This window comes from Chondrinema litorale (assembly GCF_026250525.1).
Taxonomy (GTDB): Bacteria; Bacteroidota; Bacteroidia; order Cytophagales; family Flammeovirgaceae; genus Chondrinema; species Chondrinema litorale.
Map to the genome: position 1 here is coordinate 3,001,684 of NZ_CP111043.1, position 25,907 is coordinate 3,027,590.

The window sequence follows — 25,907 nt, forward strand, 5'->3', positions numbered from 1 at the left end:
TTATGATTTTTAATTTCCCCTTTGCTTCTAATTTTTTGATATTTGCCTGAATTTATAAAAAATATATATAACAACATGAATGTACTAATAGTTGGCTCTGGAGGGAGAGAGCATACCTTTACCTGGAAACTAAAGCAAAGTGCCAAAGTTGATAAATTGTTTGTAGCGCCCGGAAACGCCGGTACAGCAGCTATAGCCGAGAATGTAGCTATAGGAGTTAGCGACTTTGAAAAACTGGGAGAGTTTGCTTTGAAAAACGATATTGACATGATCGTTGTAGGCCCAGAAGTACCTTTGGTAGAAGGCATTGTCGACTATTTTAAAGCTGATGAAAAGCTAAGCAGTATCAAATTAATTGGTCCTGATGCACAAGGTGCAGCGCTTGAAGGAAGTAAAGATTTTTCTAAAAACTTTATGGAAAAATACAGTATTCCAACAGGTAAGGCAGGCACATTCACGAAAGAAACTTTAGCAGAAGGTTTGGCTTACCTCGAAACAGAAAAAGCGCCTTATGTATTAAAAGCAGATGGTTTAGCAGCAGGAAAAGGTGTAATTATTACTGAGTCTTTAGACGAGGCGAAAGCAACTTTAAAAGAAATGCTCGATGGCAAGTTTGGCGAGGCAAGTAAGAGTGTGTTGGTAGAAGAATATTTGTCTGGTATTGAGCTTTCAGTTTTTGTGCTAACAGATGGAAGTGATTATGTGATTTTCCCAGAAGCAAAAGATTACAAGAGAATAGGAGAGGGTGATACTGGTTTAAATACTGGTGGTATGGGTGCTGTTTCACCAGTTCCTTTTGCAAATAAAGAGTTTCTTTCTAAAGTTGAAGAGAAGGTTGTTAAACCTACTATAGCTGGCTTAAAAGAAGAGCAAATAGATTACAAAGGCTTCATTTTTATTGGTTTAATGAATGTAGAAGGAGAGCCATATGTAATTGAATATAATGTGAGAATGGGTGATCCTGAAACAGAAGTAGTTTTACCATTAATTAAAACGGACTTAATGGATTTATTAGAAGCTACTGCTAATGGAACGCTTAGCTCTCAAACCTTAGAAATTGAAGATAAATCGGCTACTACAGTTATGTTAGTTTCTGGTGGTTATCCGGGTTCTTATCCAAAAGGTAAGGTGATGACTGGCTTCGATGATACTGAAGATGTAATCTTATTCCATGCAGGAACTAGCCAAAACGAAGCGGGCGAAGTGGTTACTAGTGGAGGTAGAGTATTATCGATAACTGCTTATGGTAGCGATAAAGACGATGCTTTGGCAAAAGCATATAAAGCTGCCGAGAAAATTCAATTCGAAGGTAAATATTATAGAAAAGATATAGGATTTGATCTTTAATTACCTGCCTGTATAAAATGACACTAAGTTTTATACAGGCATTTTTGTTTTTTGTTAATTAGAAAGATAATGAAAGCATTTACCAGTTTAAAAGCAGGTGTACTTGGTGGAGGTCAGTTGGGAAAAATGCTGATTCAGCCTGCAATGGATTTAAATATCAGTTTGCATATTCTTGATCCCGATAAAGAAGCTCCTTGTAGCAAACTAACTCCTTTTTTCACGCAAGGCTCTTTACAAGATTACGATCAGGTAATGGAGTTTGGGAAAGACTTAGATGTATTAACCATCGAAATTGAAAAGGTAAATACAAAAGCACTTAAAGATTTGCAGAAGAAAGGTGTACAAGTTTTCCCTCAACCTGAAATAATCAGCATGATTCAGGATAAGCGCTTGCAAAAGAAATACTATCAAGAGAATGGCTTCCCGACTTCAGAATTTGTACTGTTAGAAAGTGAAGCAGATATAGCCAAACACGAATCTTTCTTACCCGCATTTCAGAAAAGTGCGCGCGATGGTTACGATGGTCGTGGAGTGCAAAAAATAAGCTCACTAGCAGATATAGAAAAAGCACTTCCGGGAGAAGGATTGTTAGAAAAAGCAGTAGATATCAAAAAAGAGATTGCTGTTATTGTTTCTAGAAATATAGATGGTGAAACAAGTGCATTTCCTGCAGTAGAGTTGGTGTATCACGAAGGACAAAATCTAGTAGATTATCTAATTGCACCAGCAGAAATTAAACCTGAGATTGAAACAAGAGCAAAAGAACTGGCTTTAAGCCTGGTTGATAAGTTAAGTTTTGTTGGTTTATTGGCTGTTGAGATGTTCGTAGATCAACAAGAAAATGTATTAATCAACGAGATTGCACCACGCCCTCATAATAGTGGTCATCAAACGATTGAGGCTAATATTACTTCGCAATATGAGCAGCATTTAAGAGCCATTTTAAATCTACCTGCTGGCGATACAGCTTTAATGTGTCCATCTGCAATGGTAAACTTATTAGGTGAGCCGGGTTACGAAGGAGAGGCACATTACGAAGGAATTGAGAAGATTCTTGCTGTTTCAGGAGTTCATGTGCATTTGTATGGTAAGAAAATTACCAAGCCATACAGAAAAATGGGGCATGTTACCATTACAGGTTCTTTTAGAGCTGAGTTAGCAGAAAAAGTGGAGTTGGTAAAGAACTACTGCAAAGTTATCAGTAAGTAAAAATTGTTTACTATATAAATTCATAGCAAAGTCAATTTGGCTTTGCTATTTTTTTTAGGTTCTAACAACCTCTTTCCAAAATTTAAGTATTGGAATTAAGAAGCAGTGACCTTACATCTATCTTGATAATTATATTTAGATAGCTATATTTGATCAGAAATAATTAGAGTATTTTTTATAATTAGCTGAAAACGAACTTACTAAAGGAGAAATATTCTTGTATTTTTAAGCTATGAAGCAAATACCAATCATCCTATTACTTTTCTTATTTACAAATACTTTACTTGCTCAGGAAAATAAAAAAATCGGTATAGTACTGAGTGGTGGTGGTGCTAAAGGGCTCGCACATGTGGGTGTGTTAAAAGCTTTAGAAGAGCACAAAGTACCTGTAGATTATATTGTTGGTACTTCTATGGGGGCTATTGTTGGAGGTTTTTATGCTGCCGGCTATTCAGCAAGTGAGATAGAAGAAATCGTACTTTCAGAAGATTTTCAAGAGTGGTCTTCGGGAAAACTACTAGATAAAAACAAGTATCAGTATGCGATGGAGCCTGATGTGGCTGAAGCGGTTGCATTTTATGTCGATTTAGATTCCAACTTTCAGGCAATTGTAAACTCCAATTTTGTAGATGATGCTTCGCTTAATTTTGCACTGGCGAGGTATCTGTTTAAACCATCAGAAACCTGTAAATTTAATTTCGATAGTCTTGTAATTCCATTTAGAAGTGTAGCAGCAGATATTTTTACACAACAAGCTGTAATCTTAAAAAGTGGATATTTGAATGATGCCGTTCGCGCCTCTATGACTGTGCCCTTATTCTTTAGACCTGTAAAAATTGAAAATAGGTATTTATACGATGGAGGAATTTACAATAACTTCCCAGTTGATGTAATGCGCGACGAGTTTAACCCAGATGTAGTGCTTGGAGTAAATGTTTCATCAAAAGTTTTTAAAGAATATCCTTATGATAATGATGATGCACTGATCTCCAATGCTTTAAAGTACTTTCTACTAGATAATTCAGACCCAGCCTTATTAAATGAAGAAGATGTATTTATTGAGCCTGACTTAGAGAATTATACGGCAACTGATTTTCCAGCAGTAAAAGATTTAATCAAGTTGGGTTATGATGCCACTATGGAAAAAATGGATTCTATTCTGGCTAAAACGGGAGATCAGCAGAGGTTGCCATTTGCTTTAGAAAACCTTAAAAAAAGGGAAGAGGAAGAAGTATTTATTAAGCACATAGATGTTACCGGAATTAACAAAAGGCAACAGGGATTTGTAAAAAATGTAATTAAGAAAAACAGGGAAGACCTCGATAATAAGCAGCTTTTAAAAAGTTATTACAGGTTAATTTCGAATGAATATTTTAGAGATGTTTATCCTTGCTTTGTGAAAAGAGAAGACGATAGCTACGATCTAAATCTAAAAGTAAATGCAAGAAATAAAGCTAAAGTAGGTCTTGGTGGTAATTTATCTTCAAGAAGTATCAGTTCGATTTATGCGGGTCTAGATTATAGTTATTTAAACCGGGCACTTTATAATTTTAAAGTGAATACCTATGCTGGTAGATTTTATACTTCTGTAAGAGGCCTGTTTAGAGCTTATTATCCTTCGGTAACTCCGATTTATTTAGAAGGTATTTTTAACTTGAACAGATGGGAATATGTAAATGCAGAAGAGCTAATTCTAAAAAGTAACGAAAGTGCATTTATACAGCGAATAGACCGATATATGGGTGGAAATGTTGGTTTTACTATCAAGCGTAATTCTAATTTTATTTTAGGCGCAGCTTATATAAGAGATACTGATAATTATTTTAATACTGAAAACTTTAGTAATTCAGATAATTTGGATGTTACTCGAATTAGAGGTGCATTGTTTAATGCTAAATTTCTACATAGCTCGCTAAATCGCTCAGTTTTCCCTACAAATGGTAAGTTGTCTTCTGTATCATTAAAGTATTTTGCTGGTAAAGAAATTCATGAACCAGGTACTACTTCATATTATGACGTAGACTCAGAAAGCAGCAGAAACTGGGCAGTGCTAAAAATGAAGTTACAAAGATTCTATGGTTATAAAATGAGTGTTGGCTGGTTGTTAGAAGGGCAATTTACCAATCAACCTAAACTTAAAAACTACAAATCTTCTTTAATAAATGCACCATCTTTTGAACCACTAATTGATAGTAAAACTCTTTTTCTTCAAAACTACAGGGCTTATAATTATATAGCAGGTGGTTTGGTGTTTAATATTCCTCTAATAAAAAATACCAACCTTAGGCTCGAAGGTTACGGTTTTCAAGCGGCTAGAGCCTTAGAAGAAGGTGAGAATCAACAATTGGTTTTTAGCGATGGTATTCCCAAACCAAGGTTTATGGGTGCTGGCAGTTTGGTATTTAATAGTTTAATTGGGCCAGTAAGTGCCAGTTTAATATACTATGATGATCCAAATTATAAATTCGGTTTCTTATTTAATGTTGGCTACATTTTGTTCAACCCAAAACCTTTCGATTAAGCGAAATCTTTTCTTTAAGAAGTATATAATCTAGGACTTACGCATTTAAGTTAAAATGATAATAGGATTAGCAAGAATCTGTTTAAGATAGTTGCTGAACGGAAGTACTTTGATTTGATAGAGTGTTGTTTTCAACTGTTTTGCAAGGAGTTTCAGCCCTATCCAAGCCTGGTAGCAGCAAGCTAGATGGTTCCTCTGGGAGATTGCCTTTCGGCATTGGCACTTCTCAGAGCCTGTAAGCTGTTTGTATTCCCTGTGGAACTGCTCAATCTGCCATCTGATCTGGGATTCGTTTTCGGCCTCAAATACATTCATCCTGTCCGATAGATCATTTGTGATCACCCATTCAATGTCCCCGTTTAGGGAGACTATCTTGAATAATTTGACGGGGTAAGGGTATTTTTTGAGTTTGACCTGTACGCCTTCCAGCAGTTGCCTACCGGAAAGCTCGACTGTGCCCACAGCCTGCATCCCTGTGTCTCTGGATAGGCTGACTTGGCGGTTGCTCTTCAGGGTAGTGAAGAATGTCCAGCCGCTTCTGTGCACAAGCTTAAGGTTGTCCATGGAAGCATACCAGCTGTCAAAAAGTATCTTTTTGGCTTTCAGGTCTTTACGCATGGTCATTCGGGTGAACATCTCCTGGAAATGGTCATTCTTGGTCTTCTTATCCGTTTCTGGGTGGTAGATTCGGTAATCGATAGGATAGTAATCCCCATCAATGCCATTGCTGTGTACCATGTTTACCAGATTGATCCCATTGACTAGGCCATGCTCATTGCCTGAGTACTGCCTTTTGGCCAATTCTATATACCGGGAATACCTCTTTGCCTGAACACTGTCATCGACAAGGATAAATGAGTCTGCGCTATCTTGGAGATGGCCCTTGACAATATCCCACAGGTCGGAAGAGGTAAATTTAGAATGGGCTAGAAAACGTGTGACTTGGTCATGACTGACATCCATAGAATGGGCTGCCATGTGGGTACAGGTATAATTCCTGTGAGTATGGAGAAGATATGATATGTACAGAGATTTATCCATATAAATTAGTATTAAAAAAAACAATCTCTCAAATTTTGAGCATTTTTGCTAGAGAAATTTAATATTGCGTAAGTCCTATAATCTATTTACTCAGATTTCCTTTTTTTGAGAAATGAAAAGTACCATACTGATTACTGCCAGAAAACAGAAGCCATTTCCTCCATTTGGGCTGCAAACTTTTTTCTTTGAAGAAATAATGTCGTTTGCAAATGAACTTGGTTTGCAAATTTACTTTGCAGATCCACTTGAGCAGAGCTATTCAGATGTATTGATGGGCTATGAGTTTGTAGATAATAGTTGGGTAGATATAGAATTTCAGTTACCGAAATTTATTTATGATCGCTTTAGCACCCCTGATGAAGAATTGTACAAGAAAGCTGAACAATACAGAAACTATTGTTTGGAACAAGGCTGCCAATTTGCAAATCCACGTCCTTTAGTTCATTTGCTTAGAAATAAGTTTGCCTTTCATCAATTCTTAGAAAAAAAGCAATTAGTTGATATACCCAGCATGTCAAGTGAAGCACTTGATAAAGATCTAGTTAGTCAATGGTTAGATAATTTTGGAGGTATTTACATAAAACCTTGTGAAGCTTCTAACGGAAGAGGTATTGTTGTTTTAAAAAAGGAAAAAGATCAGTTTATTTTTTTTGATGAAGGCAAAAAAGAATTTTCAAACTCTAGTGACTTTTTTGAAAAGTTTAAGTCTCATTGCAAACCTAACTATGTAATTCAGCCTGAGATAAAGTCATTTCAACAAGCAAATAGTGCATTTGACCTAAGATGTATAGTACAAAATGATGGTTTAGGTGTTTATAATATAACAGGCTTAGGTATAAGGGTTGGAAATGAAGAAAGTCTGGTTTCTAATTTAAAAGCAGGAGGTTTTGGTTTGGCTTACGAGGAGATAGAAATATTGTTAAATAAGCCAATAGACAAAATAACACTGCAACAGGCAATTGAGAAAAAATGTCTGAAAATTACAGAAGCATTGCAAGAGGAGTTTGGGTGTATATGTGAAATTGCTTTTGACATTCTTCTCAATGAAAAATTAGAACCAGTTATTTTAGAAGCCAATGCAAATCCTGGGCGGTGGTTGTTCACAAAAATTGCTGATAGATATGAGGTGCAGAACCCGGCATTAAGTAAGAAATACAGGCAGATGAGAAAGACTTGTGTAGAGTGGCCAATTAAGTATTCTTACAATATGAATAATTAAAGAAATGGTACAAGGAAGAAATTTGGTAAATATTTAAAAAAGTTTCAAACCAATCCAACCTTTTATTTATTTGATGCGTCTTCGTTATACGAATTAATTGAAAAAATTTCACTTAATGTAAAAAAAAGTTAAAAAAATGGAAACGGGCAACCTGATCATTACTTTTAGCATATATATAAGTGAGGTTACCAAAACAGAAAAATAATATAAAACCAATAAAAATAGATTGATCAATAAAAAAGCCTTGTTGGTCAGAAGTAGATTTTACAATTCAACACATTAAAATATTTTTACACTTTAAAATAAGCTTAATTATGAAAAAAATTATTACAAGAAATATCAGTAGAAAATTCAAATTGCAGTATGCAGTTACTGCTTTAATCCTGATACAAGCATTCTACCTTAAAGCAGAGGTTAAACCTGCAGATGATGTAAAAAATGATCGACTACCTGTAAAGGAAGTTAAAGCATCTTTCGATGACTTTGATTTTAATATCTATCCTAATCCTTACAAAGAAGGAGCAATCAATTTAGAGATCACAAACAGTGTAGAAGCAGCACTAGAAATTAAACTATATAATACAATTGGTAAAATTGTACTTACAAAAGATATTCAATCTGGTTCAGATTTTTCCCATTTTAAGATTGATCCAGAACAGAAACTTGCTCCAGGATTGTACTTCCTGTCAGTATCTATGCAGGGAGAGAATTTTTCTAAAACGAAGAAATTGATAGTGAGTGAGTAATTTTAAAACCATTTCATAATTAAGCAAAATGCCAGCCTTTTGGGCTGGCATTTTTATTTTTTAAGCATTCATAATTTCTTCAATTTCTTCCACTTCTCGCGGAATATTCTTCATTAAGTCTACATTGCCATCTTTGGTAATTAAAATATTGTTTTCAATTCTAATACCTATATTCTCTTCTCTAATATATATTCCCGGTTCGCAAGTAAGCACCATTCCAGCTTCAAACTTTCTTTTAGTACTTCCATAGTCATGCACATCTAAACCAAGGTGGTGAGAAACACCATGCATAAAATATTTTCGGTAGAGGGGTTGATCAGGGTTTTGATCTTTTACCTTTTGGGCATCGAGCAAGTCAAGGTCAATCAATTCTTTTTCTATTACTAAACTAATTTCTTTTTGGTAGTCTTTTAAATAATTACCCGGCACAAGCATTTCAATAGCTTTTTTTTGCACTCGTAAAACTGCATTGTAAACATCTTTTTGTCTTTGGCTAAATTTACCATTTACCGGAATTGTTCTAGTAAGGTCAGCCGCATAGTTGGCATATTCACATCCAAAATCCATTAAGAGTAAGTCTCCATCTTGGCATTGCTTGTCATTTGTAATGTAATGTAAAATACAAGAACTGGCACCCGATGCAATAATAGAATCATAAGCGGGTCTTCTAGATCGGTTGCGTATAAACTCGTGTATAATTTCAGCTTCAACCTCAAACTCCCAAACTCCCGGCTTCACAAATCCTAAAACTCTTCTAAAGGCTTTTTCTGTAATATCACAAGCTGTTTGAATGGCATCAACTTCGTACTCAGATTTAATGGCTCGCAAATATTGCATGAGCGGAGCCACTCTTTTGTAGTTATGTAGTGGAAACCTTTCTTTACATTGTTTTAAAAATCGGTTATCTCTAGATTCTACTTCGGGAATGGTTCTGGCGTGTTCGTTGGTATTGAGGTAAATATTTTGGGCTTCAAAGGCTAACATTGGAAAAATATTATCAAATTCACTTAGCCAGTAAACTGATTTAATCCCAGAAATTTCTTGTGCTTCATCTTTCGTGTGTTTATGTCCCTCCCAAATGGCAATGAGTTCACTGGTTTCTTTGATAAAAAGAATTTCTCTGTGTTTTTCTTCTAGACAGTCAGGAAAAAGAAGGAGAATTGTTTCTTCCTGATCGATTCCACTTAAGTAAAAAAGGTCTGTTTGTTGGATAAAAGGTCGCACCCCATCTGCACTTGTTGGTGTAATATCGTTAGAATGAAATACTACTAGCGACTCAGGATTTAACAGTTTAGACAGGTTTTTTCTGTTTTTAACAAATAACTTGGATTGGAGTGGAGCATATTTCATATTATATATTGTTAATTTATACTAAAAATTATGTGGCTGAAATTAAATAATTAGCAACTTTTCGAAAAAATTCTATAGATTTTTAATTGGATATTAATCTTTAAAAGGAAAAGTTATATATCTCATTTTGTAGATCGCCATCGTTCATTGTATCGAACACTAACCACATTGCAAATGAAAAGATTTTTTTTAATACTGGTGTTAAACCTTTTTGCCCTCCAGGTTTTTTGCCAGATGCCTAAGTATTGGATTGTTCTTAAAGACAAGGAAACTAAAAACTACGACTATAAAAAGCATTTAAGCCAGCGTGCTATAGAGAAAAGGCAGTTAATGAAGATTGATCTTGTTCAATATTCTGACATCCCACTAACTGAAGACTATCTAAATAAAATGGCTGAAAAAGGTGTAGAAGCTGTTAATCAGTCGAAGTGGTTAAATGCGATTTCTGCAGAAATTACTGATGAGCAGAAAAACTGGCTTTTAAAGCAAGATTTTGTTAAAGAAGTAATTCCTATTCAAAGAAGAGTAACCGCATTGGCTAACTATAATGGCTACGTAGAAGATGATGAGAGACCTGAAAATGCGAGTTATAGTACAGCCATTTCTCAGATGGAAGCTCAGCTAATGAAAAAAGAAGGTTTAACAGGTGAAGGTATTGTAATTGGTGTAATTGATGCCGGTTACTATGGTTTAACCAAAAATAGAAACCTTAAGCACCTTTTAAAAGATGAAAGAATATTAGGTACTAGAGACTTTGTTGACCCAAGTAGGGAAGATTTGTTTAACAATATGGTGACTTATTCTGATGATCATGGGAATACTGTAGTTGAACATATCGCTGGTATTAGATCAAAAGGCCCACAATATGGTTTTGCGATAGATGCTTCTTTTTATTTAACAAGGTCTGAAAAAGGTGATACCGAGACCAGAGCCGAAGAAGATTATTGGATAAGCGCCATGGAGTGGTTAGATAGTCTAGGAGTTAGAATTATTAATACCTCTTTAGGTTATGCAATTGGGTTTGATGATCCAAAGCAAAACTATAAGTTAAAAGAAATGGATGGCAATACAGCAGTGATTACTAAAGCAGCGCAAATTGCTACAGAAGAAAAAGGTTTGTTACTAGTAGTTTCTGCTGGAAATGAAGGAAATGATTCAAACTGGCAAATAGTTTCTGCTCCGGCAGATGCTAAGGGAGTTTTGTCTGTTGGCGCGGTAGGGCCAACTGGTTTAAAAGCTGGCTATTCCAGTATTGGGCCTGATTTTCTGCCTTACCTAAAACCTAATGTTTCTTGCTTCTCACTAATGGGAACGTCGTTTTCTGCTCCGGTAATTACTGGTTTTGCAGCTTGTTTATTGCAAAGCAAACCTGAAGCAACCGGAGAAGAGATTAAAGAGATTATCGAAATGTCTGGTAGTTTATACCCGAATGGGAATAACTTCTTGGGCTATGGTGTACCGAAAGCTTCTAAAGCACTAAAAATTTTAGAAGGCAAAAAACTAGAAGCAGCTATTAATAAAAGAATGGCAACTGGTAAAGATGAATATACTGTAAAAGCCTCTGAAAAAGATGTTGAGGAAGCAATCGTATTCCATAAACAGAAACAACACTATGTAACACAACAAGAATTAGTAAAAGGCACTAAAGGTAAATTTAAAGTAGTAAAACCTGCCGGAGTTACCGAAAGTACTTTTGTATGTGGTGATGAAGTTCTTGAAATTATCTGGTAGTTTAAAATAAAATAGTAACAAAAAAGGGCTTTGAGTTAACTCAAAGCCCTTTTTTGTTACTCTGGAAATAACGATTGATCGATGTTAGGTATAATGTTTAAAGCATTTTTGTAGTAAAGCTTTTTTAATACTTCATCAGATAAATCTAGCCCGTACATATACCAAAAAGCATGATACTTTTTGTAGTAAGGGAAATATTCATCATCAGTTTCTAATACCCTAAAGTAAGTTGGATACTCTTCTGAATGCCAAGCGTCTTTGCCGAATAATACTTTATCTTGATACTTCTCAAAAAACTTTTTAGCATTTCTAGGCTGTCTGCCAAGCTCAGCGATTACTGCACCAATACCTGCATACATATTAGGGTATTTATCCATTATTTCTCCTAGTTTTCCAAGGTCATTTGCAAACCAGCCCATGTGTGCATTTATAAAAGTAGTATTGGGATGTTTCTCAAATATATGGTGTTGCTCTACTATAATTTGTTCCCATGGAACAGGATCTGTAGCACTCCTTTGTCTGCCAGGGTGGGTTTTAAGTTCTAACCAGCGTTCGTTGTTTTCATCCATCGAGTCCCAGAAAGATTTCGGATCAGCAGAGTGAATTAGTACTGGAATGCCTAATTCGCCACATTTTGCCCAAATCGGATCTAGTCTTTCATCATCAACAGCAACTCTGTTACCATCAATGTCTTTTACATTAAAGCCTAGACTTTTATAAATTTTTAAGCCTTTTGCGCCAGCTTCTACATCAGCTTCAAGTAGTTTCACCGCTTCTTCTGTCCAACCATCATTACCAATTCCTATAAAAGAGACATTGGTAAATACTACAAATCGATTAGGGTAAGAATCTGTTACTTTCTTTACAGAGTTTACAAGATAGTCATGTCCGTTTACATCAAATTGGTCGCCAACTCTACGGAAGCCTCTTCCACTCAGGTTTACCATTACAGCCATGTTTAAAGAGTCCATGGCAGCGACAACCTCAGATAAATCTTGGTTTGGCATTTGGTATTGATGACTATGTACATCTATAAAAGGGAATTTTGCACTAGTAACGGTATGCTCTGGAACAACCAAAGTAGAAGGAGGATTATACTTTTCAAAATCCATTATAAGTGCTTCTTCTTTCGGTTCTTCGGTTATATCTTCAGTAGTTTTTGGAGTGCAAGCAAAATTAGAGATAGCCAAGATGGCTAATAAGCAGTAAAAAAATCTTTTCATTTAATAAAGTTTCAGTGTACGAAGATTTACAAATCTATTATTTCTGATTAATAATAAGTGAGTATTGTGCTTATCGGGAAAGTGGAAATATAGATGGTTAATAGGTACTATAGCTGATTTTTTCTGTAACAAAGAATAGCGTGTAGATTGTTCATGAACCGTAGCTTTATATCAGAAAAATAACATTGTTTCTAGTGAATTTAGGCCATATTGAAAGGAAAATATAAAATTGTTTGATTTGAAATACCTTTCCACTTCTTTTGCTTATATTTCCTTTTTGAACTGAACGCATACCATGATTCCGATAAGTCTTACCATTGAAGGACTTTACTCATACCGTAAAAAACAACAGATAGATTTTGAAACACTCACCTCTAATCAGCTATTTGGTATTTTCGGGGCTGTAGGTAGTGGCAAATCCTCCATTTTAGAAGCCATTATTTTTGCTGTTTATGGCGAATCTGACAGACTAAATAAATCGGGAGATAATCGATATTATAACATGATGAATCTTCAGTCTGATAAAATGCTGATCGATTTTTCGTGCTTTGCTGGTAACAGAGGAGAAGAGCGGTTTCGATTCATTTTTGAAGCCAAGCGGCATCCTAAAAAGTTTGAAGAGGTAAAAACATCTGGAAGAAGGGTTCTTAAAGAAATCAATGGTGAGTGGCAGGCGCTAGAGAATTACGATATTACTGAGATAATCGGTATGAATGCCAAAAATTTCAGGCAAACTGTAATTATTCCTCAGGGTAAATTTAGAGAGTTTATCGAGATGGGAGGGAAAGATCGTACTGCCATGCTACAGGAATTATTTCAGTTGGATAAGTTTGATTTAAGTGATCGTACCCGACAATTAATCTCTCAAAATAAAGATGAAATCTTAACACTCGAAACTAGACTTGAAAGTTTGCAAGCATTTACTACTGAGAAACTAAAGGAAAATGAAGAGTTAACAGTATTTCTCGTAGAGGATATAGAAAAAAGAAAACGCTTATTTGAAAAAAGGAAAAAAGAACATGCTGATCAATTGGCTTTGAAAGAGCTTTTTGAAGAAAAAACAAAGCTTGAAAATTGGTTAGCAGAGCAAGAAGATAGAAAAAAAGATGCTGATTATAGAGAAGCATATTTGGAGCGATACGATTTGGCAGACAGACTTTTTAGAGAAAAATTACTTCAAGAAGGAAAAGCCATTAAAGATATCGATATAAAAGACACGCAAATTCAGTCTTCAGCAGGAAAAGTACATCGTTTAGAGACTGCTTGTGAACAAGCGAGTGAGCATTATGACAGGCAAAAGAAAGAATATGGCAAGCGTGATAAAAGAAAAGACCAACTCAATGATATTGAAACCATCATTTCAATAAAGTCTACAGAACATGATTTGCAAAATCTGACTAAAGCATTCGATCTGAAGAAGAGAGAAACAGAGGGATTAGGAACGGCTTTAAAAGAATCAGATGAGAAGGAAAAAAATATTACTGAAGCGCTTCAAGAAACTAAAAGTAAGTTAGAAGATATCAATTTGCTGAAAGATGCAGAGAGTTTACTAGCTCGAAAATCAGAGCTTGACAAGCAGCAAAGCAACCTGAAAGCATCTTTAAATACACTACAAACTCAAAGCGAAGAGCTAATAAGGCAAAAGAAAGAGCAGTTGCAAAAACTGAATATCGAAGAAAATACCTTTGAGAAAGCAGAGAATATCAAAACCTTATTAGAAGAACAAGAAGCCGAAATTGCTGCAGAACTGATTGCCTTAGAAGCTAGAAAAAAGTATTTGGCAGATCTAAAAAATTTGGAAGAAGGCAAGCCATGTCCACTTTGTGGCGCTACACATCATCCTGCAAAACACGAAAAAGATATTTCTAACGACTCAGAAAAAGAACTAGAGCAAGAATTATCTACTATTAAAGAAAAGCAAAATACGCTTCAGTCTGCAAAAGATAAATTGGTGAGTATTGCTGCTGAAGTTAAAACAAACAACTCTCTCAAATCAGAAAAAGAGAAATCTTTAGAAGAAGCTGCTAGTACTTTGCAGCAGATAGAAGCAAATATTGAAGTCAAAAATATTTCTTTCGAAAGTATTGAAGAAGTACAAAAAGCATTGGCAGTACACCAAAAACTGAGCGAAGAAATAAAAAGGTTAGATACTGTTCTTGATAAAGAAAGAAGCAATATAAAGCAATTGCAAATAAAAAGAGATGAGGCCAAATTGCATTTTCAGAAGCTCGAAACTGAAAAGGTAACTGCCGAAAAAAGTATTGAAAAAGACCTGAAAAGTTTAAAAGAGCTTACATACGAAGGAAAATTTAAAGACCTTTCCATTGAAGAACTGGAAGCTAGAAGAGAAAATGGCATTCAGTATCTAGAAAGTCTAGAGTCGAATTATAGAGAGGCCGAAGAGCAGTTGAAAGCAATAGAACTAGAAAGGAAAGGGGCTGAAAGCACCTTAGCATCAGAACAGAAGTTTTTGAGTGAGTTGCGTAAAAACCTAGATGAGATAAGAGTTATTATCTATTCTGAAATTGATAACAGCCCACATTTTAATGATTTGCAAGAGGTAAAAGGCTTATTAAGAGAAAATATTGATCTACAGACGGAAAAGAAAAATATTGAGAGTTTTAGAAAAGCAGTGCAAGAAGCAGAGATAAAACTAGCCGATCTTCAATCAAAAATTACGGATAAACCTTTTGATACAGCAACCTTTAAAGAGTTAGAAGAAGCATTGGTAATTCTTGAGGCTGAAATCTTACAAAAGCAAAATCAACTAGCTGTATTGAAAGATGAAGCTGGTAAAATCAAAGAAAATATTGAGTTAAGAAAGAAACAAGAAGCTGATTTACACAAAGCACAATTACGTGGTGATAACTTGAAAGTGCTTGCCAGTTTGTTTAAAGCAAGAGGTTTTGTAGAGTTTGTGTCTTCAATTTATTTAAAAAATCTGGTTGAGGTTGCCAATAATCGATTTATGCTACTTACAAAAAATAACCTTAGTCTCGAATTGAATGATAGCAATGATTTTATTGTAAGAGATTACCTGAACAATGGAAAAACAAGGCTGCTTAAAACGCTTTCTGGTGGTCAAACATTTCAGGCGGCCTTATGCTTGGCACTGGCTTTGGCAGAGCATGTAAAATCACTTAACACTTCCGATAGAAGCTTTTTCTTTTTGGATGAAGGCTTTGGAACCTTGGACAAATCTTCCTTGCAAGTGGTTTTTGAAACGCTCCGATCTTTACAAAAAGAAAATAGAATTGTTGGTGTAATTTCTCACGTAGAAGAATTACAGCAAGAGATAGATGTTTCTCTTATGGTAAAAAATGATCGCGACGAAGGTAGCTTAGTTTCTTACAGTTGGGAAAATTAGTATTCCCATATTTTAAGTCCGATAAAGCCATAGTCATATAAAATATAGCTTAGGCAGCATACAAACACAGAAGAGACAATTAGCCAAACTTGCAGAAAACGGCTCATTTTTTCTTTATGCAAAAAGATTGAAATAAGTGCTACTACAGAAAGAATAGGTAATAAAACTGAGCTGATTAAAAAGCTCAATCCAGCACCATTCATTGTTGCAAGTTCTACAATATTTCCAGTAAGCATAGATTGCAAGCAATAAAGCATAATTACAAAGCAAAGTAAGGCAAGGAAAGGCATAGTTCTCACCATAAAGTTTTTGAAGCCTAACTCTTTTTTTGAAAAAAGTATTAGCCAACTTAAAAAGGTAATGGCTGAAACTAAAGCAATAAGTAAGTTGCCAAAAATGATTACTCTTAACCAGAGAATATAAGCAAAACTCCCTTTTTCAAAATACAATCCATTAAGTTCAATGGCTTGTTTGCCAGATGGTGTAAGCATAAAAACTGTATTTGCAAAGTTGCTTTCTTCGGTTTTAAAGAGATAGTTACCAACAGGAGCTAGCAATTTTTTATCTTGCATAAAACTTTTGTAAAAGACTTTACCATCTTCGATGCTAACATCAACACCATTAAACATTTCTGTTACCAAATCTAAAATGTGATTTCTTGGATTTTTAAACTGATAATATCCTTCGAATTCTTTTAGGCTACTTGCATCAATATTTGTAGAAGAAATAGAGTTATTGGCTGAGTTTCTTAGTAAAAAACTCTTAACTAGTTTAATTACATCTCCCATACCATTAGAGGTATTATTAGAAACGGCATAGCCAATACCCAATTCGCGGTTATAGGCATAAGATGAAATAAAACCATCTATACCGCCATTATGCCCCTGAAAAAGTTGCTTTTGACCATAACCACTGGTGTAATTTCCTAAGCCATAGCCATTTTCTAAACCATTTTTAGCAGCCAAAGTAGAATGTACTTTTTCCATTTCGTTAATTTCTTCAGCAGAGAAAAACTGGGTTGAATCAACTAAACCATTATTTAGGAAAAATTTTAGAAATTCTGCCATATCAGTTGCACTGGCATTTAATGCACCAGCCGGCACTGAGTTAATAGCATAGAAAGGCACTTCTTTAAAATCACCTTTATCATAATCGTAACCTTGGGCATAACTAGCTTTATCTTTAGGAAAGGAAAGTAAATTGGCATGTTCCATTCCTATGGGTTTTAATATCTCATCGGTAACATATGCTTCAAAACTTTTGCCGGCATATTTTTCTACAAGGTAACCCAGAATTGTATAGCCCGGATTCGAATAAGAATGTCTTGTTCCCGGTCGCCACCTACTTATTAAAGATGTTTCATCATTTTTTAGCCGTTCTTCAATGCTGATGTCTTCACCAGTTAAATTGTACATTTTACTAAAATGCATATCATCGAATCCGGTAGTATGTTCAAGTAGGTGCACGATTTTGATTGGGTCAGTTTCTTCCCATTCATTTGTAAAAGGAACTTCCGGAGCTACTTCTTTCAAATTGGAATTTAGTGTAAATTTGTCTTCTCTTATCAACTTGATTACAGCAAGAGAAACCAGACTTTTTGTAATAGAACCCACTCTAAACAAAGTGTTTTTATCTACTTTTTGCTCGGTGCTTAAGTTTGAATACCCGAGCCCACCACAGAAAATAATTGAGTCATTTTCTACCAAAGTAAGCATAAGGCCAGCTATTTTCTTCCTTTCCATAATATGCTCAATAGAATCTATTAATGCTGGTACTGATTGAGGGATATGGTCTTGCGCTTTTAAAGCAGATGTATAGCTAAGAAACAAAACATTTATAGCGAAAAAGGAGAATAGAAGTTTAGAAAAGTTAGACCAATTTTGCATCAAGAAAGAGTTAACCAATTTTAGTTTCTTCCAATTATACAAAATCTCTTATAAGTACAAATACAAAATTTATGTAAGAGGTTAATTTTAAAAATAAATGTACTCCTAATGCTAAACTAGTTCTGAATGATGGGATGATTACCTGATAATTCTGAGAAACCTGTTTGAAACCACGCTATTTCATAAGGGTATTTTTTGTGGTTGCCATCTTTATCTACTGCTAATAAAAAAATACGATAACTGGTGTTTTCTTTCAGTTTTTCAATTTTGATGGGGTAAATCAGCTCAGTAGATTGGATATTGATTTTTCCAGAAATAGGTGCTGATTGGTTGTCAAAGCTTTTTGCTTCAATAACTTGTTGAGCAGTAGGCAAGCTGATGTTTTCACCTTTAGGGATTGCCATGTAGTAAACCATTGCTAATTCATTTAAGGCAATTTGTAATTCGATCTCATTACTAGAATTGTTGAGTAGAGTAGGTGTGTTTTTAGTGAATTTAGGAGGTTGATTATCGTTTCCATTGTTGGTAGTAAAATGCCAATCTGATGAGCTATTTATTCCTGAAAATTTCTTTTTGTTATTTATGCTGATTAAGGCCCCTGAATCTATTTTTATAAAATAATCGGTTAATGTATCAAGGGGATGCATGGGCTTAAAACTCAGCTTAATTCCTTTTATATCGCAAGTATGAATGTCAATAGATTCTTTTAATGTGTAAGATTGAGCATCATATATTTTAATCATTCCATTTCCAGCTTTTACCGCTTCTGAAAAATACATTTCAAACTCAGTATTTATAGAAATATCGTGTTTGCCATTTAGAGGTTTTGCAAACTCTAAAGCAATAGCATATTTGAGGTTTACTTGTAATTGTATAGTCTCTTGCCAAACAGGGCTAGCATTTCCAGCTAAATCTTGTGCGATAAGGTATAAATCGTACCTTTTACCTGCAATGAGTTTATCAATAGTTACTTTGTTCTTACCTTGCTGATAATTGACTTTCTTACCTGTTTTTGTAAGAGTTTCTGATGTTGGCGCTTTTTTACCTACCTCCAACAGTTTGTAAAAAACATTAACTGGCTCACTTACATCAAATTCAAAGGTAAAATCATTAAAACTAGTTTCTTGTACTATTGGCAAAACATTTGTAAAAAATGGAGCTCGGGTATCTTGGGTAGTCGTGAATGTCCAAGCCGTTTTATCATTAATTCCTTTAAAAGACTTTGTCTTATCTACATTGACAATTCCATCTGAATCTATATTAATATAATAGGTTGTTTGGGCTTTTAATAAGACTGTTGGTTTTATATAAAGTACTTTACCTTTTACCTGTACTTGAATACTATCTGCTAAAGAAGTGGATGAGATTAGCTTGTCACTTTTAGCTTCAAATATTTTGATAGCTGCATCTTTAGTTTGAATGTTTTCATCAAAACCAATTTGCAAAAAAGCTTTACCCGGAAAAATATCTGAAGCATTGTTTGCCGGCTCAAAAAAAACAGGCTTAAATTCTGCTTGTGTTGAAGTCTTTCGTAAACACCATCCAGTATCTGCTAAGAGAATTAATGAAGTTGTAAACAAAAAAGTCAGAATGTATTTATAGTTAGTAAAGTATTGCCCCATATATTATGCTGGTTATGCTAATGTATTCTGGGACTCAACGCTGTCAACATATTTTGAGCATAGTAAAGAAAGGAAATCGGCAAAAAGCGAAGATTTTTTGGTGTTTTGTTGATAAAGATGTTATCTGATTTTGATTTATTTTGCAGCTAAGATCAATCAGGGAATATTCTGGTAGTTATCGAAATACATCATTTGACTGTAACACAAACATGCTGTCTAAATACACTATTTTTTATTTAAAACTCTGGCTTAAAAAATTATCAATGGGAATTAAGAAAAAGCAGGTATCTATTGCTGAAAGAAGAAAGAAAATGTTGGAAATGAGCCAGCGCTTTAAAAGTGGAAATGTTCCTGCAGAAAGAGTGGCGGCTAATGGCATTCCTTGTGTAATGTTTAATGATACAGAAGCCCAAAGTAAAAGCCCGATTATGTTGTATTTGCATGGTGGGGGTTATGTAATGGGTTCGATAGCTACACATCAGAGTTTATGTAAGCGAATTGCAGAAACTTGTAATCTTTCAGTTTTGGTAGTGGAATATAGGCTTGCCCCAGAATACCCATTCCCAGCTGCGCCAGATGATGCAATCTCAGCTTATTTGTGGTTGGTTAAAAGATATCCAGATAGAAAAATAATTGTAGCAGGAGACTCGGCTGGAGGTGGATTAGCTTTAGCACTTACATTAAAATTGATTGAAGATAGAGAGCAAATTCCGGATATGTTAGTGCTATTTGCTCCATGGACAGACCTTAGCTGTTCTACGCCTAAAGTTAAAGAAATGGCAAAGTCAGATGTAATTCTGGATATTGATGAATTGCACGAAGCAGCCAAAGTTTATACTGGCAGATTTGAAATAGAAAACCCTTTTATTTCGCCAATCAATGCTTCGTTTAAATTCTTTCCACCAGTATATATTCAAGTTGGAGGTAAAGATATGTTGATGGACGACAGCTTGAGAGTAGTAGAAAAAATGAAAGCTGATGGAGTGGAGGTAGAGTTGGATATTTGGGAAAAGATGTTTCATGTTTGGCAAAGCTACTCCATGATTCCACAAGCGAATGAAGCTTTACAGGCAGTCAATTCCCAAATATCCGAAATGCTTAACTTAACATAGAGTCGGTTCCAGAAGTAGTTTTTTGACTGTTGCCAAAACCAAACTCGAAGTGTTTTGTAAGGAAGTTATAAGCATTTGAAAAACATATTTTATCAACAATTTCTTCGGGTTCTAAATCGCCAAATAAGAATTTACTTTGCTTTTTAAGCCTAGCTAATGCTTGAATTAAATCCGTAGAAAAATCTGGGAAGTCTAGAGAAGTACTATAAGGATCCAGTGGATTGATGTAACCTTCAAAATCAGTTCCGATGGTGATAGTGTTCCAAATATTGAAAGAGTTGTCTAAATCTGATTTGAAGGGTACCAAAGCAATTCTTTCAATTGTTCTTGAAAAGGCAGAAATATTGTTTTCTCTTCTTTCTTTAGCTCTTACTCCTAAAATTCGTTGATCGAAAGCAAGGCCTAACAAACCTTCTGTAGTGTGAACCATTTCAATATCTTCATCACAAACATTTATTCCCCAAGCATAAAAATCGTCTCTTTCAAAATTATCTGCTCTGTTCTTTTTAGAAAAGAATCCTTTTTGATATTCCAGATTGCTCTCATCAATAAGTTGCTGTAGGCTTTGAGCACCTGAGTAGCCTATATGACTGGCTATAACTGGAATTTTCTTTTTTACACCCGGTTTATTGTTATAAGGAATCACAATTTGGTTGTAATAGTCTTTTCTTGCCTGTGGAGACATGTGTTTTACATCTAGCAAAATTCTTCTGCTGCCAGTATCATTTAGTGATGTGTCAATTCCCAAAAGTTCGCAGGCAATTGCTCTTCCTTTGTCGTTAAAACCAGTGTCTATTCCTATACTTTGGTTTAAGAAACATTTTTCACCCAAGTTAGGGAAACTATGCGCATGACCGCAAAGTGTATTATAGAAATGATGAGCAAAAGTGATAAAGAAAATAGGGTGTTGCCAATTACGAATAGTTTTGCTTTCTCCTTTTAATGCAGCAATTCTTTCTTTTAAAACCTGCATGCTTACATCTTCACTTTGTACCGGATTACCAATACCAAGTGCGTGCATACCTTCTATAGTAAGTACAACAGAAATTCCATTCGATGAATTAATTGCATCATTTACATCGGATAGAGATTGAGCAATTTTATAGTATCCTTGAGTTTCGTATTTGTAGGTTTGCTTATTTTGATTCGCAAGTACAGAAACACTGTTTACTTTGTCGGCACCAGAAAGATAAAAGGCATATTCACGCTGAAGTTCATCCCAATAATCAAAAGTGAATCCATCAATTTCTTTTCCTTGAAAGTATTCTGTGCGCTCATGAGATACATTCATTACTTTACTCTGTAAAATATCAAATAAAGTATGTTTATCTCCGGTTCTAAACTTTTTCCCGCTTCTTAAAGACCTTAAAAACTTGTCTCTAAAAAAACCTTTTTCAATCGGGTAGAGTGAGGCAAAAACAAGTTTGGTTCTGCTGGTTAATAGTTTGGCAAAATCAGATTGGCTATAACCAGTTCTTATCCCTTTTTCCTGTCTTTTAATGTTTGAAGCAGGTATACTCCAAGGTGTAAATAATTCAGAGTCTTGTTCAGATTCGGTATTTCTTAAGTAGTTGAAGGTCCATGCGGCCGGATGGCAATGTAAATCAGCGAAAATTTTTTTCATCTTATCTATTTGAGTAGTTTGACCTATACAGCAAAATTCTGTTTAAAGCCAGACAACGGGCATGTTTTCTCAACTAATATGTTGATGTAACTTAAATGTATCTAAACCATTTTCAGAACTTAAAACTGAGTCCATTCCGGATGCTATAAGTAAGGTCTGGTATATCTTCATCAACAACTGGTTTTGCATCGTAATTGAGGTTTACATCGATTACAAATGCCAGTTTATCCAAAATTTTGAAATTTAAACCTGCTCCAAGTGAAATTCTGTAGTCTGAAAATTCATTGAAAAGAGGCTGATAATAAGAAATAAGAGAAAGTGCAACAGATTCGCTAAACTGCTTTTTGGCAGAAATATAAGAGCTCATTCTATGGTCTCTATGTACTGCAGTAGTGTCTTTTTCTCTTTCGTATTCATACATATAAGTAAGACCAACACTTAAATCGTCTTCAGATTTGTCTTTTAGCAAATTGAAACGTACACCAGTACCAAGCAGTAATCGTCGTTGTATACGCAATACCTGATCAAACTGTAATTGGGTAAATGCTTCGTAAACCACTGTTTGGTTAATATTATAATTGTACCTGATATGTTGGTAGCCACGATTTTCTTGATCGGGATTTTCGTTGCTCGTATTAAGGATTGCAGAAAAGGCATTCATCGAAATAATTTTGCTTCTGTACCATTTGTACTGGATTTGTGTACCAGCATTTATCGAAAGTACAGTGCTTGTGTTTTTGGTATTATAAAAATTGACATTACCGATTACTTGCCAACCCGAGGAGTCTCTTTCTACCTGATTATCTTCAACAACTACAATTTGTGAAAAGCTGGTATTACAAATGAAAAATGAAAGAAATAAAAAAATATGAATGCCTGCAAACAAAAGTATAGCCCGCATTTGAAGTAAAGTTTATGGTTGAAAAAATATAAATATTTAGTGCTAATAGATGCCTAAATTTAATTGTCAATCGGCGAAACTGACAGAATATTATATTTTTTCCCATTTTCTGCACTTAAAATCGAAGTGTTTACTTTTACTTTTATTTCATTTCCTTGTTTGTTTTTTACTATCCATTCAGTATCTCCAAGAGGGGTTCCGCTTATCAGCTCGTTGTGGAGCAGCAAAGAGTTAGCTTTCTTTTCATCTGGTAGCATCACAGAAAAATCTTCGCCAACGAGTTCATCTACATCAAAACCATACAACTTGCAAAATACCTGGTTGGCTTTTATCAGTTTAGCATTTTCATTTGTAATGCAAATACCAATGTTTACTGCATTAAAAGCAGATAGTGTTAGACTTTCACTTTCCGAAAGTTCATTATTTAGGCGTTTCATATCAGTAATGTCTAGCAAACTGTACGAAACTATATTGATGTGATTCTCTTTATTTTCTACTGGTGTAAAATTGTATTTAAACCATCTTTTCCCACCGCTTTGTATTTCTATGGCTTTTTCTCCACTTACAAAATTGCCTGCCATTGCATGTCTAAAGTCGTCTCTAAACTCTTCCAAATAGCCAGATGGCTCGTAGTCGATCATAGATGTACCAACTACTAGCTTTTTTCCATAGATTAAATTAGACTTTAACTGGGCGGTTTTATTGTAAGAGATAATTTTATAGTCTCTATTTATTAAGATAAATGCCTGTAAAGAATTGTTGAGTAATGCCTGTGCATTGGCTTCACTTTGTTTTATTTTTTTATTTTGAATTTCGTGCTCTTCACTAGCAGCTTTTAACTCTGTATAAGCAATTTTTAATTCTTCATTTATTGATTGCAGCTCTTCATTAGAAGTTTCTAGCTCTTCGTTTGATGACTGTAACTCCTCATTTGAAGATTGCAGCTCTTCGTTAAGAGATTGAAGTTCTTCGTTTGCAGTTTCTAGCTCTTCAATAAAGTTTTGTAGGTGTTCTTTTACTCCCTCTAATTCGGTTTCGAGCTCCACAATTCGCGGGTGATCATTAATATCGTCAATTTTTTCGACGTTTTCGTTGTTCACAAGCATGCTGTTTGGCTCGTGGGTTTCAAAAATCACTACATACAAAACCTGATTTTGCTCAGAGTATAATAGAGGTTTTACTACAATTCTAACGAAATACTCTTTATCAAAAAATTCAAGCTTTCTTATATCACCTTTAGAGGTTTCATTTTTATTAATTGAATTGCTGATTAATGCTCGTAGGTCTATGTGTAAATCCTGATTGGCAAGTTTTAGGATGTTAGAGTTCATAAACCCAGGATTAATACCCAAAAACATGCGTACATCTCCACTGATGTGTATAACATCCATCTTGTTATTTACTACTACATAGCAATGGTCAAATGTATTATACAGCGTTTCTTTTACCATTTCAGGTATAGAAAGCTTCTGGGCAGGAGTTTTACTTTTAATTTTTTGTCCTTCAGAAAACCTCTGTGTGTAATAAGTGTATTTTACTACATTGTTTTTATTGATTTTGTTTTTTTGATAGATTTTAGCCTTGTCTTCGATTTGCTTGTACATATCGTTAAAAGGGCCTACAGTTTCTGATTTTCCTAGAAATAAAAAACCATTGTCATTTAAACTGTAGTGGAAGATTGGTATAACATGTTGCTGTAAGCCCGAACTAAAATAAATTAGCAGGTTTCGGCAGCTAACTAAATCGAGTTTTAAAAATGGTGGATTTGAAGTTATATCGTGTTTTGAAAATAATATAAGTTGTCTTATAGATTTAATAACTTCATAAGTATCTCCCTTTTTAATCATATACTTATCGAGCATATCTTCTGGTATACGCTCTGCATCATGCTGTGAGTAAATGCCTTTTCTAGCTATTGTAATAGCATTCTGATCTATATCAGTGGCAAATATCTGTATATTATAATCTTGAAGTTTGTCATTAATAAGCTTTGAGAGTAAGAATGCAATAGAATAAGCCTCTTCTCCTGTAGCACAACCAGCTACCCAAATTCTAATTTGGTCTCCAATTTCTTTTTTATTAAGTATTATTGAAAGGTATTCTTCAAGCTTTTTAAATGATTCCCCATCTCTAAAAAAACTGGTAACCCCAATAAGAATATTATTAAACAGTAGGTCAAGTTCGTTTTTGTCATTATCAATATACTTAGCGTACTGGTTTATATTGATTAAGTTGAGTTCACTCATCCTTTTATTTAACCTTCTAATGATAGTAGAAGGCTTATAATTAGAGAAGTCAGTGCCTGTTTTTTTAGAAAGCTTACTTATTATCTTGTCTAATGTATTATTGTTTTCTTCTGGCCCTTCAATCATTATTCTTTGGGCTTCTTGCTCAAGGTTGCTAGCAAGTTCTTTAAGTTTTAAGCCGATTTGATCAGCTGGAATTACAATATCTACTATGCCAGTTTCAATAGCAGCTATGGGCATACCATTGTATTTAGCAAGATTTGGGTCTTGAACAATTACTAAACCGCCAGTAGATTTTATAGTTTTTAATCCTTTAGAGCCGTCTTTACCAGTGCCTGAAAGGATAATGCCAATAGCTTTTTCTTTTTTTGTATTTCCAATAGAGCTAAAAAGTAAATCCACAGAAGGTCTAGGACCTGTAGCTTTAACAGGTTTTATTAATTGAAAATAATCACCAGGAAGTAGAGTAATATCGTTATCTGGAGGAGTTATGTAAATTGTATTGTGCTCTGCCTTTAATCCGTTTTTTGCTTCTACAACAGCTAACTCTGTTATTCTTTTAAGAATTTCTACCAACATGCTCTTATATGTTGGGCTAAGGTGTTGAGCAATTATTAGGGCGATATTTCCTAGTTCGCTTGGTAAGTTAGAAATTAAGTCTTGTAAAGCCTCAAGGCCACCGGCAGATGCTCCAATACCTATTACAATCAATTTACCTTCAGAATTTTTCTGATGAGTTGCCATAATGAGCCAGAAGTATGT

At 34.7% G+C, this 25,907-nt stretch carries 16 protein-coding genes; 8 read left to right on the top strand and 8 right to left on the bottom strand.

The genetic code is table 11. The features are described from left to right. Nucleotides 1-75: 75 nt before the first annotated feature. The 3 genes from purD to OQ292_RS12380 all read left to right on the top strand — a co-directional run bounded on the left by purD (nt 76) and on the right by OQ292_RS12380 (nt 5,077). Nucleotides 76-1,347: a phosphoribosylamine--glycine ligase gene (gene purD, locus OQ292_RS12370; RefSeq protein WP_284682442.1), complete on the top strand. Its 1,272-nt coding sequence runs from the start codon at nt 76-78 to the stop codon at nt 1,345-1,347. 69 nt (nt 1,348-1,416) lie between these two features. Next, nucleotides 1,417-2,556 carry a 5-(carboxyamino)imidazole ribonucleotide synthase gene (locus OQ292_RS12375; protein WP_284682443.1) on the top strand — a complete coding sequence of 380 codons (1,140 nt, stop codon included), beginning with the start codon at nt 1,417-1,419 and terminating at the stop codon, nt 2,554-2,556. A 232-nt stretch (nt 2,557-2,788) separates the two neighbouring features. Continuing rightward, nucleotides 2,789-5,077, top strand: coding sequence for a patatin-like phospholipase family protein (locus OQ292_RS12380; RefSeq protein WP_284682444.1), 2,289 nt, complete (start codon nt 2,789-2,791; stop codon nt 5,075-5,077). A gap of 45 nt (nt 5,078-5,122) precedes the next feature. On the opposite strand, the gene OQ292_RS12385 is transcribed toward OQ292_RS12380, so the two are convergent. Then, complete coding sequence (locus tag OQ292_RS12385) at nt 5,123-6,118, bottom strand: IS701 family transposase (RefSeq protein ID WP_284682445.1); 996 nt, start codon at nt 6,116-6,118, stop codon at nt 5,123-5,125. A gap of 112 nt (nt 6,119-6,230) precedes the next feature. On the opposite strand from OQ292_RS12385, the gene OQ292_RS12390 reads away from it, so the two are divergent. Together OQ292_RS12390 and OQ292_RS12395 are read left to right on the top strand one after the other, a co-directional pair. Continuing rightward, a complete protein-coding gene (locus tag OQ292_RS12390) occupies nt 6,231-7,337 on the top strand; it encodes a YheC/YheD family protein (protein WP_284682446.1) in 1,107 nt (368 codons plus the stop codon). 314 nt (nt 7,338-7,651) lie between these two features. Next, nucleotides 7,652-8,083: a T9SS type A sorting domain-containing protein gene (locus OQ292_RS12395; protein ID WP_284682447.1), complete on the top strand. Its 432-nt coding sequence runs from the start codon at nt 7,652-7,654 to the stop codon at nt 8,081-8,083. Nucleotides 8,084-8,143: 60 nt separating this feature from the next. Here the strand turns inward: OQ292_RS12395 and OQ292_RS12400 are convergent, their stop codons facing one another. Continuing rightward, entirely contained in the window at nt 8,144-9,433 is a 1,290-nt protein-coding gene (locus OQ292_RS12400) for an aminopeptidase P family protein (protein WP_284682448.1), read from the bottom strand. A 174-nt stretch (nt 9,434-9,607) separates the two neighbouring features. Here OQ292_RS12400 and OQ292_RS12405 point away from each other — a divergent pair, with 174 nt between their 5' ends. Beyond that, complete coding sequence (locus OQ292_RS12405; protein WP_284682449.1) at nt 9,608-11,164, top strand: S8 family serine peptidase; 1,557 nt, start codon at nt 9,608-9,610, stop codon at nt 11,162-11,164. A gap of 56 nt (nt 11,165-11,220) precedes the next feature. On the opposite strand, the gene OQ292_RS12410 is transcribed toward OQ292_RS12405, so the two are convergent. Next, nucleotides 11,221-12,276 (bottom strand): amidohydrolase family protein, encoded by a 1,056-nt coding sequence (locus tag OQ292_RS12410; protein WP_431733769.1) that lies wholly within the window; start codon nt 12,274-12,276, stop codon nt 11,221-11,223. Nucleotides 12,277-12,682: 406 nt separating this feature from the next. Between OQ292_RS12410 and OQ292_RS12415 the strand changes: the two genes are divergently transcribed. Beyond that, nucleotides 12,683-15,754 carry an AAA family ATPase gene (locus OQ292_RS12415; RefSeq protein ID WP_284682451.1) on the top strand — a complete coding sequence of 1,024 codons (3,072 nt, stop codon included), beginning with the start codon at nt 12,683-12,685 and terminating at the stop codon, nt 15,752-15,754. On the opposite strand, the gene OQ292_RS12420 is transcribed toward OQ292_RS12415, so the two are convergent. Then, entirely contained in the window at nt 15,751-17,640 is a 1,890-nt protein-coding gene (locus OQ292_RS12420) for a serine hydrolase domain-containing protein (RefSeq protein ID WP_284682452.1), read from the bottom strand. The genes OQ292_RS12415 and OQ292_RS12420 overlap by 4 nt on opposite strands. A gap of 116 nt (nt 17,641-17,756) precedes the next feature. Then, nucleotides 17,757-19,262, bottom strand: a complete 1,506-nt coding sequence (locus tag OQ292_RS12425; protein ID WP_284682453.1) for an Ig-like domain-containing domain — start codon at nt 19,260-19,262, stop codon at nt 17,757-17,759. Nucleotides 19,263-19,471: 209 nt separating this feature from the next. Here OQ292_RS12425 and OQ292_RS12430 point away from each other — a divergent pair, with 209 nt between their 5' ends. After that, nucleotides 19,472-20,374 (top strand): alpha/beta hydrolase, encoded by a 903-nt coding sequence (locus tag OQ292_RS12430; RefSeq protein WP_284682454.1) that lies wholly within the window; start codon nt 19,472-19,474, stop codon nt 20,372-20,374. On the opposite strand, the gene OQ292_RS12435 is transcribed toward OQ292_RS12430, so the two are convergent. The 3 genes from OQ292_RS12435 to OQ292_RS12445 all read right to left on the bottom strand — a co-directional run bounded on the left by OQ292_RS12435 (nt 20,361) and on the right by OQ292_RS12445 (nt 25,889). Continuing rightward, complete coding sequence (locus OQ292_RS12435) at nt 20,361-21,998, bottom strand: hypothetical protein (protein WP_284682455.1); 1,638 nt, start codon at nt 21,996-21,998, stop codon at nt 20,361-20,363. The genes OQ292_RS12430 and OQ292_RS12435 overlap by 14 nt on opposite strands. A gap of 112 nt (nt 21,999-22,110) precedes the next feature. Further along, complete coding sequence (locus OQ292_RS12440; RefSeq protein ID WP_284682456.1) at nt 22,111-22,899, bottom strand: DUF481 domain-containing protein; 789 nt, start codon at nt 22,897-22,899, stop codon at nt 22,111-22,113. A gap of 59 nt (nt 22,900-22,958) precedes the next feature. Continuing rightward, nucleotides 22,959-25,889, bottom strand: coding sequence for a CheR family methyltransferase (locus tag OQ292_RS12445; protein WP_284682457.1), 2,931 nt, complete (start codon nt 25,887-25,889; stop codon nt 22,959-22,961). Nucleotides 25,890-25,907: the final 18 nt, after the last annotated feature.

What these genes read in the sequence shown, in the direction of transcription:
- OQ292_RS12435 (WP_284682455.1), bottom strand. Translation starts at nt 21,998, where the DNA reads ATGAAAAAAATTTTCGCTGATTTACATTGCCATCCGGCCGCATGGACC.
- OQ292_RS12425 (WP_284682453.1), bottom strand. Translation starts at nt 19,262, where the DNA reads ATGGGGCAATACTTTACTAACTATAAATACATTCTGACTTTTTTGTTT.
- OQ292_RS12380 (WP_284682444.1), top strand. Translation starts at nt 2,789, where the DNA reads ATGAAGCAAATACCAATCATCCTATTACTTTTCTTATTTACAAATACT.
- OQ292_RS12445 (WP_284682457.1), bottom strand. Translation starts at nt 25,889, where the DNA reads ATGGCAACTCATCAGAAAAATTCTGAAGGTAAATTGATTGTAATAGGT.
- purD (WP_284682442.1), top strand. Translation starts at nt 76, where the DNA reads ATGAATGTACTAATAGTTGGCTCTGGAGGGAGAGAGCATACCTTTACC.
- OQ292_RS12390 (WP_284682446.1), top strand. Translation starts at nt 6,231, where the DNA reads ATGAAAAGTACCATACTGATTACTGCCAGAAAACAGAAGCCATTTCCT.
- OQ292_RS12395 (WP_284682447.1), top strand. Translation starts at nt 7,652, where the DNA reads ATGAAAAAAATTATTACAAGAAATATCAGTAGAAAATTCAAATTGCAG.
- OQ292_RS12440 (WP_284682456.1), bottom strand. Translation starts at nt 22,899, where the DNA reads ATGCGGGCTATACTTTTGTTTGCAGGCATTCATATTTTTTTATTTCTT.
- OQ292_RS12375 (WP_284682443.1), top strand. Translation starts at nt 1,417, where the DNA reads ATGAAAGCATTTACCAGTTTAAAAGCAGGTGTACTTGGTGGAGGTCAG.
- OQ292_RS12420 (WP_284682452.1), bottom strand. Translation starts at nt 17,640, where the DNA reads ATGCAAAATTGGTCTAACTTTTCTAAACTTCTATTCTCCTTTTTCGCT.
- OQ292_RS12405 (WP_284682449.1), top strand. Translation starts at nt 9,608, where the DNA reads ATGAAAAGATTTTTTTTAATACTGGTGTTAAACCTTTTTGCCCTCCAG.
- OQ292_RS12415 (WP_284682451.1), top strand. Translation starts at nt 12,683, where the DNA reads ATGATTCCGATAAGTCTTACCATTGAAGGACTTTACTCATACCGTAAA.
- OQ292_RS12410 (WP_431733769.1), bottom strand. Translation starts at nt 12,276, where the DNA reads ATGGATTTTGAAAAGTATAATCCTCCTTCTACTTTGGTTGTTCCAGAG.
- OQ292_RS12385 (WP_284682445.1), bottom strand. Translation starts at nt 6,118, where the DNA reads ATGGATAAATCTCTGTACATATCATATCTTCTCCATACTCACAGGAAT.
- OQ292_RS12430 (WP_284682454.1), top strand. Translation starts at nt 19,472, where the DNA reads ATGCTGTCTAAATACACTATTTTTTATTTAAAACTCTGGCTTAAAAAA.
- OQ292_RS12400 (WP_284682448.1), bottom strand. Translation starts at nt 9,433, where the DNA reads ATGAAATATGCTCCACTCCAATCCAAGTTATTTGTTAAAAACAGAAAA.